This is a genomic window from Teichococcus globiformis (assembly GCF_042646265.1).
GTDB lineage: Bacteria > Pseudomonadota > Alphaproteobacteria > Acetobacterales > Acetobacteraceae > Pseudoroseomonas > Pseudoroseomonas globiformis.
In genome coordinates this window covers 106,535-126,029 of record NZ_JBHRTN010000026.1, presented here as the reverse complement: position 1 = coordinate 126,029, position 19,495 = coordinate 106,535, and the positions used below count along the sequence as shown (strand labels likewise).

Below are 19,495 nucleotides of genomic sequence, written 5' to 3'. Positions count from 1 at the left end.
CATCGCCCATGCGAACGGTCCTTGTTTTCAATCCTTCGGCCGGCGAGGGCGAACAGCCCGTGCAGGCCTTGACGCACGAATTGGCGGCCGGCGGCCTGACGGTCGCCGCCTTCCCCTCCAAGGAAATCGTGCAGGCGCTGGGCGAGCCCGCCGACCTGGTGATCGTGGCCGGCGGCGACGGCACGGTGACGGAAACCGCCCTGGCCATGTCCGGCAGCAGCGTACCCCTGGCGATCCTGCCTTGCGGCACCGCCAACAATCTCGCCCGCGCACTGGGCGGTTGGTCGGATGCGGCGGCGCTGGCTGCAGGCTGGAGGGACGCCGCGTCACGGCCGCTATCCATCGCAGACATGCGCTGCGGGACGGAGCATCGCAGCTTCATCGAGGCGGTGGGCTTCGGTGCCTTTGCCAAGGCGGTGCGCATCGCTGACCGGACCGGGCTGAAGGGTGTGGAGGCTGGCCGGGCCGCCTTTGCCGCTGCGCTGCGCGAGGCAGCGCCCCTGGATCTGCGGCTGATCCTGGATGGTACGGAGCACCGCACCAGCACCTTGTTGCTGGAGATCATGGCGGTGCCTCAATTCGGCCCTCGGCTGACCCTTGCGGCGGATCTGCGGGCCGGTGAGGGCCAGGTGGCGGTGGTGTCGCTGGCGCCCGCACGCAGGGCCGAAATGGAGGTCTGGCTGGAACGGCCGGACGCAGCTCCCGCGCCCGTCGAATGTCGGCTCGCCAGCCATGTTCAGGTGGATTGGGATGGCGGCGCGTTGCGGGTGGACGATGCCCACATGACGATCGGGGCACCCTGCAGGCTGGAGGTTTCGCTGCAGGAAAAGACATTGCGGCTGATGACGCCGCGCGAGACGGAGATGCGCTGTGACCGATGAAGCGGAACTGTTGGAGATCGGCCGCATGGCGCGCGAAATGGCGGCGTTGGCAGGGGCGGAAATGGCCGCTGGGCTGCGCCGGCAACCGGCGGTGCGCTACAAGGCAGCGCCCTCGGGCGGGGAAAGCCTGCGGGACCCGGTCTCCGAGGTGGACGAGACGGTCGAAGTGATGATCCGCGAACGGCTGGCGGCCCGCTTCCCGCATCACGACGTGCTGGGAGAGGAATTGGCGGGGCGTCCCGCGCCGGAAAGCCGCTTTCTCTGGGCCATCGATCCGGTGGATGGCACGGCGAACTACATCAACGGCTTTCCGCTTTTCGCCGGCTCGGTCGGGGTGCTGCATGACGGCGTGCCGATTGCCGGCGCCGTCTGGTGTGCCGCGAGCCACGCCCTGGGCCCCGGCGTTTATCATGCCGTGCGGGGCGGCGGGCTGATGTTCGAGGGTGAAGCCCTTCAGCCACGCGTCAACCCGGATGTGCGGCGGCGGCTCGCCGGCTTCGTGGACGCCTCTCCACGATCGGCCAGTGGGTGGGAGCCGCGACGCACCGGCTCCGCCGCGATCGAATGCGCCTTCGTGGCCGCCGGCCTGTTGGAGGTCGCACGGTTCGAACGGCCGAATCTATGGGACGTGGCGGGCGGCTTCGCCCTGGTCGAGGCCGCGGGGGGAGCCGTGCTCCAGCAGACCGACGATGGCTGGCAGCCCTTCCGCACTTTCCTGGAGGAGGGACGCGATCCCGGATCGTGGCGCCGGCCCGTGCTGATCGGGACGCGGGAAGCTGTGGAACGCCTGGCCTCCAGTGGGGCCTAGGCAGGTTGGAGCGGAGTTTCAGTAGTCCGCCCTCCTCCATGCATCAGGTCCGATAAGAATCATTATGTCAATTCGACACGGGGTGCCCGCAGCGTGGGGCGCCGGCTTGGCAAGTCCCAGGCGGCGCGCAGCTTGTCGGCCGCCTCGCACAAGGCTCCGCCAATCTGGGCCTCCCGCCCCTGCATGATGGCTACAGGACCGGTGCATTGCAGGATCATCACCGCCGCTCCGCGGTGAAGCGCAGTGGTCATGCTCTGAATGCCGTCCAGGTACTCGCCGCGTCCCAGGGCGTAGCCGCGTGCGCGAGCCTCCGCGACCAGGCTTAACACCCGAGCCTTGTCGGTCACGGTTGCGGCCGTGTGGGCTTGCAGCCGAACATCGTCCAAGGCGCGCGCGGCTTCGGCCTCCGGCAAGGCGGCCAGTCGGGCACGAAGCTGCGCGGGAGCGTCGGCCGGGAACCGGTGGCCGATTGGCGCGCTGACCATCAGCTCAGCGTTGGGTTCGGCCTTGCCGATGCAGGAGAAACTGCCATCCCGGTTCGCCCGGGTCAGAATGCAAGGCAGGCCAAGCGCCCGGGTCAGGCGATCCAGCACCGCCTGCACAACCGTTTCGCGCTGGCTCCGCCGCAAGGTGACAGCGAGGTCCAGCATCAATCCCGCCGCAAGGGCATAGCGCTGGCGCTCGGGATCGTGGATGGCCCAACCCTGAGCAACCAGGGTCCGCAGGATCTGCAGCCCATGGCTCTTGGTCAATCCGAGTTGCGCCGCCACGGAGGCAAGGCTGATCCCCGCATCCCCGGCCATGTCCAGCAGCCGGATGATGGCGAGGCATTTCTCCACCGCCGGAACACCGGGAGAGGCTGGATTGGGGTGCAAGCGACGGCTCCGGCCGGGTGTGGTCCGATTGACAGCAGGGCGGCAACGCCCGCAAGATCGAACTTAAGAACAGCGTTCTGTATAGAGAACGCCGTCCAAACAGGCAACCAACACAGTTGGAGATGGCCGTGCGCAGGCTGATCAAGGGCGGAACGGTGCTGCCCATGGAGGATGGTTCCGCCATCCTCCCGGGCGGCGAGGTGCTGATCGAGCATGACCGGATCCTCGCCATCGGCCACGCCCTCGACGCGGCGGGGGCCGAGGTGATCGACGCCCAGGGCGGACTGGTCATGCCGGGTCTGGTGAATGCGCATCTGCACAGCTGGCAGACCGCCATGCGCGGCATTGGCGGCGACTGGGCCGGCACCGATTACTTCCGCATCGCCCACGGCGCCATCGCCCCGCGCTACCGGCCGGAAGACCTGCGCATCGGCACGCTGGTGGGCGCCCTGGCGCAGCTGGAGGCCGGCGTCACGACCCTGTTCGACTGGTGCCATGGCAATGCCACCCCCGAGCACACCGACGCCGCGCTGGACGGGCTGATGCAGAGCGGCCTGCGCGCCGTCTTCGGGCATGGCACGGTGAAGCCGAAGCCGAAGCCTGGCGAAACGCATTTCTCGCAGGTGCCGCATCCCGCCGCGGAGATTCGTCGCCTGCGCAGAGGACCGCTTGCCAGCGACGATGCGCTGGTGACGCTGGCCGCCTGCATCCTGGGCCCGGATTATTCGACGCTGGAAGTATGCCGGGCCGATTTCGCCCTGGCGCGGGAATACGGGCTGCTCTCCTCCGCCCATGTCTGGGGCAACAGCAATAGGCTGGTCCAGGGCGGCTACCGCACCATCGCCGCCGAGGGCCTCCTGGGCCCGGACCACAACCTGGTGCACGGCACCTATATCGACGATGACGAGTTGCGGATCATCGTGGATAGCGGCGCGTCCGTGACCTCCACCGCCGCCGCCGAACTGAAGAGCGACGTGCGTGAGCCGCTGAGCTGCCGCGTCGCGCGCATGGGCGGACGGCCCTCCATCGCACCGGACAGCGAGGTGCTGAATGGCGGCAGCATGTTGGATTGCATGCGCTTCGCACTGCAGGCACACCGCATTTTCAACAACAACCACGAAGTGGCCCGCAGCAGCGCGGCACCGCGTCCGCTGGAAGTTGCGACGCCAGGTTCGCCGATCCAGACCATTACGCTGCGGCATGAGACGGTGCTGCACTGGGCAACCCTGAACAACGCCCGGGCGCTGCGGATGGACCATCGCATCGGCTCCCTGGTACCGGGCAAGCTGGCCGACATCATCGTCATCGGGCGCGACAGCCTGGGCATGATCGGCGCGCGCGACCCGGCGCAGGCGGTGATCCAGTTCGCTAGCCCCGCCGATGTGCGGATGGTGATGGTCGGCGGCCGCATCCTGAAGCAGGATGGTCAATTGCTGCATCCGGGGCTTGCGGCGCTGAAGGCCCGGCTGCTCGAATCGGCGGGCTACCTGCTGAAGGGCATCGAAGGCGTCGCCTGATGCAGAAGGCCCGGGCCGGGCTTCCTGGCTGGGGACGCCACGCGGGAGCAACCCGCGGGCTGGAGGAAACACGGCGGCGGTGGTGGCGGCGGAGGCTCTCTTCCGGCGCCTTGCTGCATTCGAGGAAGGATCTGCACCATGCAAAGGCGTTCACTTCTGCAAGGGCTCGGCGCCGGCACCGCCGCGCTGGCCCTGCCAGCGCGGCTGCGCGCCGCCTCGGCCACCACGCTGCGCTTCACCCCGCAGCAGGATCTGATCACTCTCGATCCGGTGCTGAGCACCGGCTACATCACCCGCAACTACGCGTACATGGTCTATGACACACTCTACGGGATGGACGCGCAGTACCGCGCGACGCCGCAGATGGTGGCGGGCCACCGCGTCGAGGATGACGGGCTCCGTTGGGAGCTGACGCTGCGCGACGGACTGCTTTGGCACGATGGCGAACGGGTGCTGGCGCGCGATTGCGTGGCCAGCCTGCAGCGCTGGGGCAGGCGCGATGTTTTTGGCGGCACGCTGATGGCAAGCACCGACGAGCTTTCGGCGCCGGATGACCGCACCATCCGCTTCCGCCTGAAGAAACCCTTTCCCATGCTGCCGATCGCGCTGGGCAAGGCCGCCGTGCCGGTCTGCGCCATGATGCCCGAGCGGCTCGCGCAAACCGATCCGTTCAAGCCGGTGCCGGAGATCGTCGGCAGCGGACCATTCCGCTTCAAGGCGGATGAGCGCGTGCCGGGCTCCATGAACGTCTACACCAAGTTCGAGAAGTACGTGCCGCGTCCGGATGGCACGCTTGGCTGGACCTCGGGCCCCAAGGTGGTGCACTACGACCGCGTGGAGTGGCGGACCATCCCCGACAGCGGCACCGCCACGGCCGCGCTGCTGTCCGGTGAGCAGGACTGGCAGGAATACGCCTATCACGACCAGATGGCGCTGCTGCAAGCCTCGCGCAACATCAGCGTGCGCACGCTGGATCCGACCGGCTTCGTGGCCATGCTGCGGCTGAACCACCTGCACGCGCCCTTCAACAATCCCGCCATCCGCCAGGCCCTCTGGGGCGCACTGAGCCAGAGCGACTGCATGCACGCCGTGGTGGGGGTGGACGACCCCGCGCTGTTCCATGTTCCGCTGGGCTTCTTCTGCCCGAACACGCCGATGGCCTCGGGTGCCGGGCTGGAGCCGCTGCAGGGTCCGCGCAACCTGGACCGCGCCCGCGAAGCGATCCGCGCCGCCGGCTACAAGGGCGAGAAGGTGGTGATCATGGCAGGCAACAACACCGCCGCCGGGATGGCGCTGGGCTATGTCACCGTGGACCTGTTGACGCGGCTCGGCATGAATGTCGAGATCTACGCGGTGGAGTTCAACGCCATGCTGCAACGGCGCAACCGGCGCGGCCCGGTGGCCGAGGATGGCTGGAGCGGCTTCGTCACCACCTGGTCGGGCATGGAGTGGCTGAACCCCGCTGGACACATGGCGCTGCGGGGTGACGGCAGCTATCCCGGCTGGTCGCAGGATGCGCGCATCGAGGAACTGCGCACCGCCTGGTTCGACGCGCCCGACGAGGCCGCGCAAGCCGCCATCTGCCGTGAAATCCAGATCCAGGCGATGCAGAGCGTGCCCTACCTGCCGCTCGGCCAGTACATGCAGCCGACCGCGCATCGCAACAGCATCACCGGCGTCAATGACGGCTTCGCGACGTTCTGGAATGTGCGGCCGGCCTGAGGGAGGACAACACGCCATGCAGCAACTGGAAGCGATCCGGCAATCGGCGCTGGACTGGATCACGGCGAACGAGGCGCGGCTTTCCGCCTTCAACAAGCGCATCTGGGACCATGCCGAGCCGGCCTGGCGCGAATACAAATCGGTGCGCGACTACGTGGAGATCTTGCGGGCCGAGGGCTTCACCGTCGAGGAAGGCTCGGGCCAGATGCCCACCGCCTTCGCCGCGAGCTGGGGCGAAGGCGGGCCGGTGCTCGCCAGCTTCTCGGAATATGACGCGGTGCCGGGCAATTCGCAGCAGGTGGTGCCGCACAAGGCCCCGCGCGAGGGTCTTCATCCCTATGCCGCGGGCCATACCGATCCGCATTCGGTGCTCGGCACCGCAGCGCTGACGGCGATCCTGGCGGCAAAGGCCGCGATGCAGCAGCACGGCGTGGCGGGACGGCTGAAGCTGTTCGGCGAACCCGCCGAGAAGGTCTGCGGCTCCAAGCCGATCCATGCGGCCAAGGGATATTTCAACGATCTCGACGCTGCGGTGGTGTGGCACCCCTGGCCCAGCAACACCGTAACGGGCGAGACGCATTTCGGCGCCTATTGGAGCGCGGTGATCAGCTTCGAGGCCGAGGCACCGGAGAAATGGGTCGATCCATCGCTGATGCCGATCGACGCCTCGCACGCCATTGCGCGCTGCCCCGGCTCCACCGACGCGCTGTGCCTGATGTACACCACCACCAAGTACACCAAGGAGGCGATGTTTCCACACACCGGCTCCTGGACGCTGAACGAGTTCATTCTGGGCGATGCCGGCGCGACTTCGGATAACCTGACCCCCCGCTTCAGCCAGATCCAGTATTCCTGGCGAGCTTCCTCGCTGGCCATCCAGGAGCAGATCTGGCGCGTGCTGGCCAACAATGCGCGGCAGGTGGCGGCGGCGACCGGCTGTCGCGCCTTCGTCCGCTGGGTGACCAAGACCCGTGTCGGCCTGCCCAATACGGCGATGACGGACCTCACCTGGGCCAACCTTCAGGCCGTGGGCGCGCCGCGCTATTCCGAGGAAGCGCTGGAATTCGGCCGCGCCATCCAGCGAAACCTGGGCCTCGATCCCATGCCCGACCCGTTCATTGAGGCTGTCAGCCGCCTGACGTCGCCGGAAGACAACGAGGCCAAGCTGCGTGCCGGACTGCCTCCCTGGCAGAAGCACCTCTCTGCGGATGATTACGTGGAGTATTCCTGGCACTGCCCGACGGTCCGGCTGCTGGCAGCGCGCCCGCGGCTGCGCCCGCCAGGCGCCGGCTATGCGTATCCGGCCTGGACCTACAACGCGCTAGGCGGGCTGCCGGCGGCGGTGGACCCGGGCATGTTCGTGGCCGGCCGGACCATGGCGCTGACGTTGCTCGACCTCGCAGCCAAGCCGGGCGCGCTGGTGGCCGCGCAGGAAGAGTTCCGCGAGCGCACCGGCGGCGGCGTCGGCGGATCGAAATGGGTTGGCCCCTTGCTGCCCGCCGATTTCGATCCGCCAGTGGACCTTCGTTGGCCGGAGTACGTCTCCACTCCACGCGGCGAGGAATGGTGCATGCCCACACCCCATGCGGGCACCGGCGCCGGCGAGCCGCTCTGATCCCCCCGCCCGGCCCGCCTGCTGAGGCGTGCGCCGGGCGGAAAATGCTCCGCTCACGAAACCCCTTTTGTTTCGTAACGTTGCGGGGCGGACGGGGAACAGCATGATTTTTTCGATGTGGAAGGGCGCGTCGGCTCCCGCGCGGATAGCGGCGGTGGCAACGGCCGTGGCGCTGGGAGGGTGCTCCGGGCGGCAATCGGCACTGGACCCGGCCGGCTTCGAAGCCAGAATGGTCGCCGAACTGTTCTGGTGGATGCTGGCGGCCGCCGCCCTGATCTGGATCGCCGTAATGGCGCTCGCCTGGTATGCGGCGCGGCGGCGTGGTCCTGCCTGGAGCGGGCGTGCCGCCGCCCGCCTGATCCTGGTTTGCGGCGCCATCCTACCCACGCTGGTGCTGGCGTTGTTGCTGGTGTTTGGCCTGCGCATGATGCCGCCGCTGCGGGCACCGGGCGAAGGGTTGCGGATCGCGGTGCAGGGCGAGCAATTCTGGTGGCGCGTCACCTATGAGCTGCCCGATGGCACGCGCATCCAGAGCGCCAACGAGATCCGCATGCCGCGCGGCCAGCGCACCGAGTTGATGCTGACGGCGCAGGACGTCATCCATTCCTTCTGGATTCCGCCGCTCGGCGGCAAGATGGACATGATCCCCGGCATGCGGAACCGGCTGGTATTGCAGCCGGAGCGGAGCGGCCGCTTTCGCGGCGCATGCGCGGAGTTCTGCGGCGCTTCCCACGCCCTGATGGCGCTGGATGCGCAGGTGATGGAACCGGAAGCTTTTGAAGCCTGGTTGGAAGCACGGCGCGAGCCGCCGCCACCCACGCCCGATCATCCCGGCGCGACGCTGTTCCTCGCACGGGGCTGCGGCGCCTGCCACACCGTTGCCGGAACACCGGCGCGAGGCCGGGTGGGTCCCGATCTTTCCGCCCTGTCCGAGCGGCCCAGCATAGCCGCCGGCATTCTGCCTAACGACGTGGCATCGCTCGACCGTTTCATCCGCTATCCGCGCGAGATCAAGCCGGGCGCACGCATGCCGGGCTTCGACACCCTGCCCGAAGGCGAAACCGCATTGATCGCCGCCTGGCTTTCCGAAGGGAGCATCCGGCGATGAGCGGCAGCGACGACCCTCGCCCCCATGCACAGGAAAGCACGGCGCAGGAAGACCGTCTGAACCGCGTCTGGGCCAGCGCGCCGGGCTGGCGCTACTGGTCGGCGGTGAACAACACGGAGGTCGGAGTGTGGTACACCGGCACCTCCTTCGTGTTCTTTCTGTTTGCCGGGGTGCTGGCCCTGCTGGTGCGCACTCAGCTGGCCCTGCCGGAGAACGACTTCCTGTCGGCCGGACTCTACAACCAGGCCTATACTCTGCATGGCACGGTGATGATGTTTCTGTTCGCCGTACCCATCTTCGAGGCCGTGGCGATCCTGCTGCTGCCTACCATGCTTGGCGCGCGCGACCTGCCCTTTCCGCGTCTCTCGGCGTTTGGATACTGGTGCTTCCTGATCGGCGGCGTATTTGTCTGCGGCTCTATCCTGTTCAACGCTGCGCCCGAGGCCGGGTGGTTCATGTACCCGCCGCTGACCACTGACGTGAAGCTGACCGGGATCGGTGCCGATATCTGGCTGCTCGGCCTGTCCTTTATCGAGGTCGCCTCCATCGCGGCGGCCGTGGAGCTGATCGTCGGTGTGCTGAAATGCCGGCCGCCCGGCATGCGCATCAACACCATGCCGCTTTACTGCTGGTACGTGCTGATCGTCGGCGGCATGATCCTGTTCGCCTTTCCGCCGCTGATCGCCGGCGACATCCTGTTCGAGCTGGAGCGGCTGGCAGACTGGCCCTTCTTCGACCCCGCCCGCGGCGGCGATCCGCTGCTGTGGCAGCACCTGTTCTGGATCTTCGGCCACCCGGAGGTCTACATCGTCTTCCTGCCCTCCATTGCGCTGATGGCGATGATCGTGCCGACCTTCTCCCGGCGGCCGGTGGTCGGCTATTCGTGGATCGTGCTGGCGGCGGTGGGCACCGGCTTCCTCAGCTTCGGGCTGTGGGTGCACCACATGTTCACCACCGGCCTGCCGATCATTTCGCTCGGCTTCTTCTCCGCCGCCTCCGAAGCCGTGGCGATCCCGACCGGTGTGCAGATCTTCGTCTTCATCGCCACCATGCTGGCCGGGCGCGTGATCTTCTCCACGCCAATGCTGTTCGCCGCGGGCTCGCTTGCCATCTTTGTGATCGGCGGGCTGACAGGGGTGATGGTGGCGATCGCGCCCTTCGACTGGCAGGCGCATGACAGTTACTTCATCGTGGCGCATCTGCATTACGTGCTGATCGGCGGCATGTTCCTGCCGCTGATCGCCGGCGCCTACTATTACATGCCGCTGGTGGTGGGAAAGAAGCTGTCTGACCGGCTGGGACGCTGGGTGTTCTGGCTGATGTTCTCCGGCTTCAACATCGCCTTCCTGCCAATGCACTTCACCGGCCTTCGTGGCATGCCGCGCCGCGTCTTCACCTATCCGGCCGGCATCGGCTGGGACTGGCTGAACCTTGTTTCCACCGCGGGCGCCTTCATCTTCGCCGCCGGCGTGCTGCTCTTCACCTGGGATGTGGTCTTCGGCCTGCGCCGCCGGGCGGCCTCGCCGCGTAACCCGTGGGAAGCGGGCACCATGGAATGGATTTCGCCGCATCCGGCACCGGATTACGGCATCCGATCCGTGCCGGAGGTGGCCTCGCGCTATCCGCTCTGGGACCAGCCGGAGCTGGCGCAGGAGGTGGAGCAAGGGCGCTGGTACCTCCCGGATGCCGAGGAAGGCCAGCGGGAAACCCTGGTGACCTCGGTCCTGGACGCGCGTCCGCTGCAATGCCTGCGCGTGCCGGGCAACAGCTTCATGCCGATGTTCTGCGCGGTGTTCATCGGGGCCAGCTTTATCGGCACCGCCTTTCACCTCTACTGGACGTCGCTCGCCCTCGGCCTTGTCGGCGTGGCAGGCATCATGGTCTGGCTGTGGCGGGGCACGGCCCTGATCCCCGAGAAGGACACCAAGCATGTCGGCCGGGGGCTGGAACTGACGCTTTATGTTTCGGGCCATCGCTCCGTCGGCTGGTGGGCCATGTTCATCACCATGTTCGGCGACATGACGGCGTTCGCCAGCCTGATCTTCGGCTACTTCTACTTCTGGACCATCCACCAGCAATTCCCGCCTCTGCACATGGACGGCACGCCGCGTGGCCCGGGCCTGTTCTGGCCCATGACGGCGCTGCTGCTGCTCGGCCTCGCCTGGGGCGCCATGCTGTGGGCGCGGGCGCGCAACACGGCCGGCAGCGCAGCGGGACTGCGCTTCGGCCTCGTGCTGGCGGCGCTGGCGGCGCTGGGCAGCGGCGGCGCCATGCTGCTGGCGCCGTGGACCGAAGGGCTGCAGCCCACCGCCCATGCCTACGATGCCAAGGTGTGGGTGCTGATGATCTGGACAGCGCTGCACCTTGCCCTCGGCGTTCTCATGCAGGGCTACTGCCTGGCGCGGAGCTTCGCAGGCAAGCTCACCACGCGCTGGGACATCGACATCCACAACGTGGTGCTGTTCTGGCATTTCGTGGCACTGAAGGGCTTGGTGACGCTGGCGGTCACCACGCTCGTGCCGCTGCTGGCCTGAAGGGGACGGCAATGGTTCTGCGCCTGCGCAAGCGCGCCGATCTCTGGACGCTGCTGATGCCGCCCACGATCTGGGCGGTGCATTTCCTGTTCTGCTACGTCGCCGCGGCGGTGAACTGCGCCCGGCTCGGCGGCATTCGCCTGACGCAGCCGGGACCGAGCCAGAGCTTCGCAAGCCTGTGGATGGCCCAGATCGCCATCGCCGCCGCCACCGTTGTGGCCCTGGCGCTGATCACCCTTTTTGCCCGGCAAGCCTGGCGGCAATGGGGCTTCGGTGTTGATGACCCGCCGCACGATGCAGCGACGCCCGAGGACAGGCAGCGCTTCCTCGGCTATGCCACCCTGCTGCTGGCCGCGCTCAGCTTTGTCAGCGTGCTGTTCATCGCCCTGCCCGCCTTCCTGATCAGGGATTGCCGCTGATGCGCCGCGTCGCGTTGCCGGCTGGCGGTGCCGTGCTGGTGCTGGCCTGGGGCGGCCCTTTCTCGCTGCTGTTCGGCACGGGTTTTACCGGCGGCATGGCGGTGCACATGGCGGTGGTGGCCATCGCCGCGCCGCTGCTAGCCGTGGGCCTCGCAGGCGGACGCCTGGATCCGCTCGCCCGCCATTGCTGGATCGGGCCGATCGGTGCCTCGCTGGTCGAGTTTGCGGTGGTATGGGGCTGGCACCTGCCCACCCCGCACGATGCCGCGCGCGGCGGCGGATTGCCTCTGGTGCTGGAACAGGCAAGCTTCCTGCTCAGTGGCCTGCTGCTCTGGCTCGCCGCGCTGCGCCCCGGGCAGGGGCCCGCAGGCATCGTGGCGCTGCTGCTCACCTCCATGCACATGACGCTGCTGGGCGTGTTGCTGACCCTGGCGCCGCGCCCGCTCTATGACCATGCGGGACACGCTGCGCCGCACGGTTTGTCTGCAATGGAGGATCAGGCGCTGGGCGGTGTGGTCATGCTGCTGGTGGGCGGCGCCGCCTATCTGGCCGGCGGGCTGGCACTGGCGGCGAGGCTCCTCGGCCCCGACCCGGACTCCGCCGGACAGCCAGCGCAAGGAAAGGACGCCGCATGAACATCCGCCTCACGTGGCGCCGCGCGGCGCTGGCACTCGGCGGCGTCCTGGCAGCCGGGTTCCTCTTTGCTTGGTCGGGGCTGTTCCATGTCGGTGCCACCGGCGGGCACTGGGCCGTGACCAACTGGTTCCTGCACTGGGTGATGCGCAACTCGGTGCGCACCGCCGCGCTGACCGTTGAGGCGCCGCCGGATCTGGACGATCGCGCGCTGGTAGCGCGCGCCGCGGGCCACTACGCGACCGGCTGCGCCCCTTGCCACGGCGCCCCGGGCGAGAAGCAGAACCCGGTGATTGCGCAGAGCCTGCCGGCACCGCCGGATTTCTCCCATGCGCTGGATCCGTGGAGCCCTCAGGAGTTGTTCGTGATCGTGCAGCAGGGCGTGCGCTATTCCGGCATGCCGGCTTGGATCGAGCCCATGCGACGCGACGAGATCTGGAGCGTGGTGGCGTTTCTGCAGCGCATGCCTGCGATGTCTTCGCAGGACTACCAGGCATTGTCGGTTGGCGATGGACGTCCGCCCGGCGCCGGGCTGCACGCCCTTTCCGCCCCGGCGCCGGAGGCCGTCGCCGACTGCGCGCGCTGCCATGGCCGCGACGGCGTCGGCCGCGACGGCGACGCCTTCCCCATCATCGCTGGCCAATCCGAAGCCTATCTTCTGGAAACGCTGCGCGCCTTTGCCGGAGGCACCCGCCGCAGCGGCATGATGCAGCCCGCCGCGGCCCGCGCCACGGACGAGGATCTGCAGGGGCTTGCCGCGCACTACGCCGCGCAGCCCCGCGTCGCCGCGCCCGCCCCTTCCGTGCAGGACGCGGTTCTGGAAGAGGGCGGCCTGATCGCGCGAGAAGGCATTCCGCTGGCCCAGGTTCCCGCCTGCCTGTCCTGCCACGGCGCCGCCGCCCTGGCGCGCAACCCGGCGTGGCCGCGCCTGGACGGGCAGCACGCGGACTACCTGGAGGGGCAGCTGGCCGCGTGGCGGGACGGGGCGCGTGGCGGCGGCACACAGCGCGAGGTGATGGCCACCGTGGCCGAGAGGCTGACGCCCGGTCAGGCCCGCGCCGTGGCTGCCTGGTTCGCCAGCCAGCCGGTGCGATGAGCCGGCCTTCTCACCTGTCCGGCTTGTCGCCGTAGAGCTGGCTGATCGTGACGCCGTCCCGCAGGGCGTTGCCGGCCGCGACATGCGTGCGAAACTGCCGCGCCGCTGCCTCAACCATCGCCAAGCGTAGTCCGTGCGCACCGGCAAAGGCCTCCACGGCGTCGAGGTCCTTGAGCAACTGGCGGGCATATCCGGTGGGCGGCTCGAATGCGCGTGCCTGCATGCGTGGATAGATCCGCCGCAGCAGATTGCTGTCGGCATGCCCCCCGGCCAGGCAGGCCGGCAGGGCAGCGGCATCGAGCCCCGCCGCCTCGGCCAGGGCAAGCGCCTCGGCCATCACCACATAGCCGGCGCCGACAATGGCCTGGTTCAGCACCTTGGCCACCTGCCCTGCCCCGACCTCGCCCATGCGGGTTACCTGGGCACCCAGCGCCTGCATTACTGGCAGGGCGCGTGCCACATCCGCCTCCGCCCCGCCGGCCATGATCGTCAGCGATCCGTCCAGCGCGGCCTCCGGGCCGCCCGAAACGGGCGCATCCACCCAGGCGCCGTTGCGCTCCCCCCGGAGCCTTGCCGCCATTTCGCGCGTCCGCGCCGGGTCGGCGGTGGAATGGTCGATCAGCAGCGTGCCGGGCGCGGCGCCGGCAGCCAGTCCGTCCGGGCCGAATACCACCTCCTGCACCGCATCCGTGTGCAGCACGCAGGCGAGCAGGATGTCGCAGCCCGCAGCGAGTGCGGCCGGCGTTTCCGCCGCCACGGCGCCGTGCGGCAACACGGTGTCCAGCCGCTCCGGCTCGCGGTTCCACACCGTGACGGCGAAGCCCTGTTGCAGGAGGCGCCGTACCATGGCCTCGCCCATGAGGCCGATGCCGACAAAGCCAAGGCGCGGGAGGCTCATGGCGTGGTTCCTGTGCGGTAGGTCTCGCGGGCCGTGTCACGGAACAGCAAGGCCTGTTGATCCGGCGGCATGTCGGCGGTGATGCGCTTGAAGCCAGCGAAGATGGTGTCCAGCGAGGCGCAAAGGCTGTCCACGGGAAAGTTGCTGGCGAACATGCAGCGGGCGGCGCCAAAGATGGCGATCGTCTCGCGCACCACGCCGCGCTGATCCTCCACACGCCAGGCTCGGCCCGGCAGGCCGAGGCCGGAAATCTTGACCCGCGTGTTCGGACATCCGGCTAGGTGCGCCATGGCATCCCGCCAGCCGCGCAATCCTTCCTCGCTACGGTCGGCAGGCAGGCCAGCGTGGTTCAGCACGATCAGCGTGTCGGGGAAATCGCGCGCCAGCGCCACGGCCTCAGGCAAGTTCCACCAGGGTGTTTGCAGGTCGAAATGCAGGCCGTGGCGCGAAAGGGCGGCGTAGCCGCGCCGCCACGCCCTATCCGACATCAGGCTGCACTGCGTGCCAACATCCCGCGGGTCCTGCGGCCCGCCCGGCTTGTGCCGCACGGAGCGCACCAGGGGAAAAGCTGCCTGCGCGGCCAGCATTTCCGCAGCCTCCGGGCGATCGAGCCAGGCCTGCGCGACAATGGCATTCGGCCAGCCATGCCGCTCGGCCAGTGCCGTGGCGTAGCGTGTTTCGCCGAGCCCGTCTCCGGGATCCCATTCGGTCTCCACATATACCGTTTCGACAACCTCATGGCCGTCCGCGTCGCCGCGGTAGTCTTCCGGCAGGTAGGAGCGCTTGATGGCCTCGTAGTCGCCGTAGCGGAAGGGGATGCGGGCGGCGGGCAGCAGCCACGGATTGCGGCCGCGCCGCGGCTCCCAAAAATGCTGGTGCGCATCCACCATCGGGCCGTTCCAGCCGCCCTCCCCGCTCATGCCTTGGCGATGCCCAGCGCGCGCAGGAGGTCGGACGCCGTGGTGGCGTATTCGCGCGCGAAGCGCCCGGCCTCTTCCGGTGTTTCCCAGACCGGCACAATGCCGCGCTGCGCCAGCAGGTTGCGGACCTCCGGCCTAGCCTGGGCCCGGGCTGAAACCTCCAGCACACGCCGGAGCACATCGTCTGGCAAACCGCGAGGCGCGACCAGCGCAAACCAGTTCTCGAAGAACCATTCAATGCTGCCCTCGGCCAGGGTCGGCACGTTCGGCAGCACTTCCAGCCGTTTGCGGCCCATCACCGCCAGGCTGCGCGCCTGCCCGGCATCAATCAGCCCCTTGCCTTCGATGGGCGAGCAGGTGGCCATGCTGATGCCGCCCGCCACCACGTCCTGCATGGCTGGCGCACCGCCTTGCGACGGCACCCAGCGTACGGTGTCGGCCGCCATCCCGCCGGCGCGGAGAAGCCCGGCCAGGGCGATGTGCCAGGATCCGCCCAGGCCCGAGCCGGATGCGGTGTACTGTCCCTTTCGCCCTGCCTTGATGGCGTCGAGCATGTCCCTGACACTGCGCCACGGACTGGCGACGGCCACGGTAACGCCGGCGGGGATCGTGGCCAGGCGGGACAGGATGTCGAAGCTGTCCGGCGAGATCTCGGCCAGGGCCAGGGCGCGGAAGGTCGAGATCTCGGAAGAGGCGACACCCAGCGTGTAGCCATCCGGCCGCGCCATGCTGATGGCGGTATGGCCTACCACGCCGGAGCCGCCGGTGCGGTTCACCACGTTCACCGGTTGGCCGATCTCCTGCTCCAGCCCGGACACAAAGACGCGGGTCACGCTGTCCGCGCCGCCGCCCGCGGCCCAGGGCACGATCATGGTGACCGGCCGGACCGGCCAGGCCTGCGCCCGGACCAGCCTGGGCATGGCCAGTGTGGGCGCGGCCAGCAGGCCGCCGGCAAGCCATGGCAGTTGCCGCCTGTGCATCATGGAGTCCTTCCCTGCGGAGCGGCGCCGGCCCTCTCCAGCGGGGCCTGTGCGAACCGTCACTTGCCGGATTTGTCGGCGCCGCAGCGATGTCCGTCAATGGGCATCGGGCGACGTCGGGTCAGGCGTTTCGCGTGTAGTCCACGGGAATCTCAGTGGTGGACTTCATCTCCTCCATGGCGAACATGGAATTGACGTCGGACAGGTCAACCCGGTCGATCAGGCGCTGGTAGAGCGCGTCATAAGCCTGGATGCTGGGCACCACCGCCCGCAGCAGGTAGTCGATCTCGCCGCTCATCCGGTAGATGTCGAGGATCTCCGGAATGTCGGACACCGAGTTGCGGAAGCGCTCCAGCCAAGCCGCGTTGTGCTGGTTGGTGCGGATGGCAATGAAGACTGTAATACCGACATTCATGCGCTGCCGGTCTAGCAACGCGACCCGGCCGCGGATCACGCCCGCCTGCTCCAGCTTTTGGATGCGGCGCCAGCAAGGCGTCGCGGAAAGCCCCACGGCCTCGGCCAGCCGCGCGATCGGAATGGCGGCGTCGCGCTGCAGGAGCCGCAGGATCCTTCGGTCAAACTCATCAAGCTGTAGCTTGTCAGGGATCTGGATCATGCTCTCCTTCATACGGCAAAGATGAGATCACAGCCACCAAACGGAGCCTGTCCGGGCAATAGACTTCTAAGATCGGGTCGTTCGGTGGAATGGCATTCCAGAAATGCCAGCCTCGCGGCCGACAAGGCAAAAACATCCCCTCCCGCCCTGCCTAGACTTTGCGCCGATCCCGCTCGGCCAGAGCGGTCAGGCCGGAGGGAACCAACATGCTGATGATCCGATCGCCGTTCCAGGCGCTGGTGGATGCGGCCACGCTGGCGTGGCACGCCGGGGCGGAAGGGCGGGCGGCCCGTGTGGCGGAAGGGCTGGTGCCTTTTCTACGCCATCCCAAATTGCTGGAAGGTTTCGACTGCTCCTGTCAGCCACAACGGTACGTACGCCACAGGCTGCATTCCGATCCCGCGGGGCGCTTCGCCATTGCCGCCCTGGTTTGGCGGCCGGGACAGATGAGCCCGATCCACGCCCACCACACCTGGTGTGCCCTGGGCATCCATCGCGGCACCATGACGGAAACTTTCTATACGTCGCGGATCAAGGGCGGCGCGGGTCCCGAGATCCTCGGCGCTGAGCTGCGACGTCCGGGCGATTGCAGCCATGGGGACGCCGGCCCGGATTCGATTCACCGCCTAGCCAATCTGGGCTGCGACACGGCCGTGACCATTCATGTCTATGGCGTGGCGTACGACCGGTTCGCCAGCGATGTGAACCTTGTCTACGCCGCATAGGCGGTCGGCTCGAGTCAATGCCAAGCCACAGCTGGATCAAGGTAATCACGAAAAAGTGAAAATTCTTGCGGATCTTTACTCCTCTTTAACCGAGTTCGTTCACATTCCCGTGAGCGGCCCCTGCGGGTCGATAGACCTTCAGGAGCCCTCCCATGACTGCTCTCGGCGTTTATGTCGGCAACAACGTCAACGACCTGCACCGCTTCTCCTCCTGGCTCGGCGATAAGCCCGACTACGTTCACGGTGTGGTCGGCTACGCGAACTGGAAGGATTACGTCTCGTCGGCGGCGTGGCAGGCGAGCATCTGGAAGCCCACCGGCATCGATGTGCAGTGGTCGGTTCCCATCATCTCCAAGGAAGGCAACCTCGGCACCGCCGCCAGTGGCGCCTACAACCAGTATTACCGCCAGGTGGCCGAGGCCTTGCTGAAGAATACGCCAGGTGACGGGCCGATCATGGTCCGCACTGGATGGGAAGCGAATGGCGACTGGTTCTTCTGGAACGCGATCGGCAAGGAAGAAGCCTTCAAGGGCGCCTTCCGCCAGATGTCCAGCACCTTCAAGCAGGTGTCCGACCGCTTCAAGTTCGAGTGGAACATCAACCACGCCAATGGCGGCATCAATCCCGAGAGCATCTATCCGGGTGACGCCTATGTCGATGTGATGGGGATGGATTTCTACTACAAGCCCGAATTCCAGGGCAGCAACCCGGTGGCCGCCTTCGACCGCATCGTCAACGAGAAGTACGGCCTGAAGTGGTTCGAGGAGTTCGCCAAGGCGCACAACAAGCCCACCGCCTACTCGGAGTGGGGCGTGAAGGGCGACAATGCCGGCCCCTTCGTGCAAGCGGCCAAGGCGTGGTTCGACCAGCACAAGCCAATCCTGCAGAGCTACTGGGACTCCAACGCCGCCTATCCCGGCATGCTGTCCGACAATTCCGATCCGAAGACCGGTGCGGCCTTCAAGGCGGCGTTCCGGAACTGGGGCAGCGGCGAGATGGAGTGGGCGGATTTCGGTGGCAAGCAGGCCGCGCCGCCGCCGGTCGCCCCCACTGTTCCGAACAAGCCGACGCAGAATGGCGGCGACGCCACGGCCGGCAAGCCGCCGGGCAGCGACGATCCGGTCGACACGGCGCCGAAGCCCGCCCCCACCAAGCCGGATGCGCCGACAACCAATCCCGGCACCACCCCGGCCCCGCAGCCGGCCGAGGGCGCGGCCGCGAAGGCCAGCGCCGCCTGGACCCAGCAATCCTGGGGCGGATCGAACTGGACCGGCACGGACGGCAATGACTGGCACCAGTCGGGCGGCAAGACCGGCGAAACCATGCGCGGCGGCAAGGGCGACGACACCTATGTCGTGACCCACGCCAACGACAAGGTGGTGGAAACGGCCGGCGGCGGCATCGACACGGTGACAACCTGGCTCAGCTACACCCTGCCCGACCATGTCGAAAACCTGACCCTGTTCGGTAATGGCTGGACCAGCGGCACCGGCAACAGCCTGAACAACATCATCATCGGCAATGACGGCAACAACGTCCTGAACGGCAAGGGTGGCCACAACATCCTGACCGGCGGCAAGGGCAACGACACCTTTGTCATCGAGAAGGGCCTCGGCACCAACATCATCACCGATTTCCGCAGTGGCGAGGACAAGCTGCATTTCGACGGCTTCACCGGCATCAACAGCTTCAACGCGCTGAAGTCGACCGGCATCCAGTCCGGGCTGGACACGGTGTTCAAGCTCGCCGGCCATTCGGTGACGCTGCAGAACGTCAAGCTAGCCAACCTGTCGGCCGCGGACTTCACCTTCAAAGCGGGGGCGGCGCCGGCGCAGCCCAGCGCGCCGGTCGCCACCCCGGCCCCGCAGCCGGCCGAGGGCGCGGCCGCGAAGGCCAGCGCCGCCTGGACCCAGCAATCCTGGGGCGGATCGAACTGGACCGGCACGGACGGCAATGACTGGCACCAGTCGGGCGGCAAGACCGGCGAAACCATGCGCGGCGGCAAGGGCGACGACACCTATGTCGTGACCCACGCCAACGACAAGGTGGTGGAAACGGCCGGCGGCGGCATCGACACGGTGACAACCTGGCTCAGCTACACCCTGCCCGACCATGTCGAAAACCTGACCCTGTTCGGTAATGGCTGGG

17 protein-coding genes are annotated in these 19,495 nt (G+C 67.8%); 12 read left to right on the top strand and 5 right to left on the bottom strand.

What is annotated here, in order from left to right:
* Window positions 1-8: 8 nt before the first annotated feature.
* Both ACFOD4_RS20155 and ACFOD4_RS20150 read left to right on the top strand, forming a co-directional pair.
* A complete protein-coding gene (locus ACFOD4_RS20155) occupies window positions 9-881 on the top strand; it encodes a diacylglycerol/lipid kinase family protein (protein ID WP_379599392.1) in 873 nt (290 codons plus the stop codon).
* A complete protein-coding gene (locus ACFOD4_RS20150) occupies window positions 871-1,689 on the top strand; it encodes an inositol monophosphatase family protein (protein WP_379599391.1) in 819 nt (272 codons plus the stop codon). The genes ACFOD4_RS20155 and ACFOD4_RS20150 overlap by 11 nt, the downstream gene beginning before the upstream one ends.
* A gap of 62 nt (window positions 1,690-1,751) precedes the next feature.
* Here the strand turns inward: ACFOD4_RS20150 and ACFOD4_RS20145 are convergent, their stop codons facing one another.
* Window positions 1,752-2,564 (bottom strand): IclR family transcriptional regulator, encoded by an 813-nt coding sequence (locus tag ACFOD4_RS20145; protein WP_379599389.1) that lies wholly within the window; start codon window positions 2,562-2,564, stop codon window positions 1,752-1,754.
* Between the two features lie 128 nt (window positions 2,565-2,692).
* Between ACFOD4_RS20145 and ACFOD4_RS20140 the strand changes: the two genes are divergently transcribed.
* From ACFOD4_RS20140 to ACFOD4_RS20105, 8 genes are all read left to right on the top strand, one after another.
* Complete coding sequence (locus tag ACFOD4_RS20140; protein ID WP_379599388.1) at window positions 2,693-4,081, top strand: amidohydrolase family protein; 1,389 nt, start codon at window positions 2,693-2,695, stop codon at window positions 4,079-4,081.
* 138 nt (window positions 4,082-4,219) lie between these two features.
* Window positions 4,220-5,803, top strand: a complete 1,584-nt coding sequence (locus tag ACFOD4_RS20135; protein ID WP_379599387.1) for an ABC transporter substrate-binding protein — start codon at window positions 4,220-4,222, stop codon at window positions 5,801-5,803.
* A 16-nt stretch (window positions 5,804-5,819) separates the two neighbouring features.
* Window positions 5,820-7,418, top strand: a complete 1,599-nt coding sequence (locus tag ACFOD4_RS20130; RefSeq protein ID WP_379599385.1) for a M20/M25/M40 family metallo-hydrolase — start codon at window positions 5,820-5,822, stop codon at window positions 7,416-7,418.
* A 154-nt stretch (window positions 7,419-7,572) separates the two neighbouring features.
* The gene (coxB, locus tag ACFOD4_RS20125) at window positions 7,573-8,526 is read left to right on the top strand and encodes a cytochrome c oxidase subunit II (RefSeq protein ID WP_379599384.1); all 954 of its coding nucleotides are present in this window, start codon (window positions 7,573-7,575) and stop codon (window positions 8,524-8,526) included.
* Window positions 8,523-11,060, top strand: coding sequence for a cytochrome c oxidase subunit I (gene ctaD / locus ACFOD4_RS20120; RefSeq protein WP_379599383.1), 2,538 nt, complete (start codon window positions 8,523-8,525; stop codon window positions 11,058-11,060). The genes coxB and ctaD overlap by 4 nt, the downstream gene beginning before the upstream one ends.
* Before the next feature lie 11 nt (window positions 11,061-11,071).
* Window positions 11,072-11,479, top strand: a complete 408-nt coding sequence (locus ACFOD4_RS20115; RefSeq protein WP_379599381.1) for a hypothetical protein — start codon at window positions 11,072-11,074, stop codon at window positions 11,477-11,479.
* A complete protein-coding gene (locus ACFOD4_RS20110) occupies window positions 11,479-12,114 on the top strand; it encodes a cytochrome c oxidase assembly protein (RefSeq protein ID WP_379599380.1) in 636 nt (211 codons plus the stop codon). The genes ACFOD4_RS20115 and ACFOD4_RS20110 overlap by 1 nt, the downstream gene beginning before the upstream one ends.
* Complete coding sequence (locus ACFOD4_RS20105; RefSeq protein WP_379599379.1) at window positions 12,111-13,208, top strand: c-type cytochrome; 1,098 nt, start codon at window positions 12,111-12,113, stop codon at window positions 13,206-13,208. Before ACFOD4_RS20110 ends, ACFOD4_RS20105 begins: the two co-directional genes overlap by 4 nt.
* A gap of 10 nt (window positions 13,209-13,218) precedes the next feature.
* Here the strand turns inward: ACFOD4_RS20105 and ACFOD4_RS20100 are convergent, their stop codons facing one another.
* From ACFOD4_RS20100 to ACFOD4_RS20085, 4 genes are all read right to left on the bottom strand, one after another.
* Window positions 13,219-14,106, bottom strand: coding sequence for an NAD(P)-dependent oxidoreductase (locus tag ACFOD4_RS20100; protein WP_379599377.1), 888 nt, complete (start codon window positions 14,104-14,106; stop codon window positions 13,219-13,221).
* Window positions 14,103-15,026 (bottom strand): amidohydrolase family protein, encoded by a 924-nt coding sequence (locus ACFOD4_RS20095; protein ID WP_379599375.1) that lies wholly within the window; start codon window positions 15,024-15,026, stop codon window positions 14,103-14,105. The genes ACFOD4_RS20100 and ACFOD4_RS20095 overlap by 4 nt, the downstream gene beginning before the upstream one ends.
* A complete protein-coding gene (locus ACFOD4_RS20090) occupies window positions 15,023-16,009 on the bottom strand; it encodes a tripartite tricarboxylate transporter substrate binding protein (RefSeq protein ID WP_379599373.1) in 987 nt (328 codons plus the stop codon). Before ACFOD4_RS20090 ends, ACFOD4_RS20095 begins: the two co-directional genes overlap by 4 nt.
* A gap of 118 nt (window positions 16,010-16,127) precedes the next feature.
* Window positions 16,128-16,622 carry an Lrp/AsnC family transcriptional regulator gene (locus tag ACFOD4_RS20085; protein ID WP_379599371.1) on the bottom strand — a complete coding sequence of 165 codons (495 nt, stop codon included), beginning with the start codon at window positions 16,620-16,622 and terminating at the stop codon, window positions 16,128-16,130.
* A 206-nt stretch (window positions 16,623-16,828) separates the two neighbouring features.
* Here ACFOD4_RS20085 and ACFOD4_RS20080 point away from each other — a divergent pair, with 206 nt between their 5' ends.
* Window positions 16,829-17,347, top strand: a complete 519-nt coding sequence (locus tag ACFOD4_RS20080) for a cysteine dioxygenase family protein (protein ID WP_379599369.1) — start codon at window positions 16,829-16,831, stop codon at window positions 17,345-17,347.
* Window positions 17,348-17,499: 152 nt separating this feature from the next.
* A partial coding sequence (locus ACFOD4_RS20075; protein WP_379599367.1) for a glycosyl hydrolase occupies window positions 17,500-19,495 on the top strand: 1,996 nt, incomplete at its 3' end.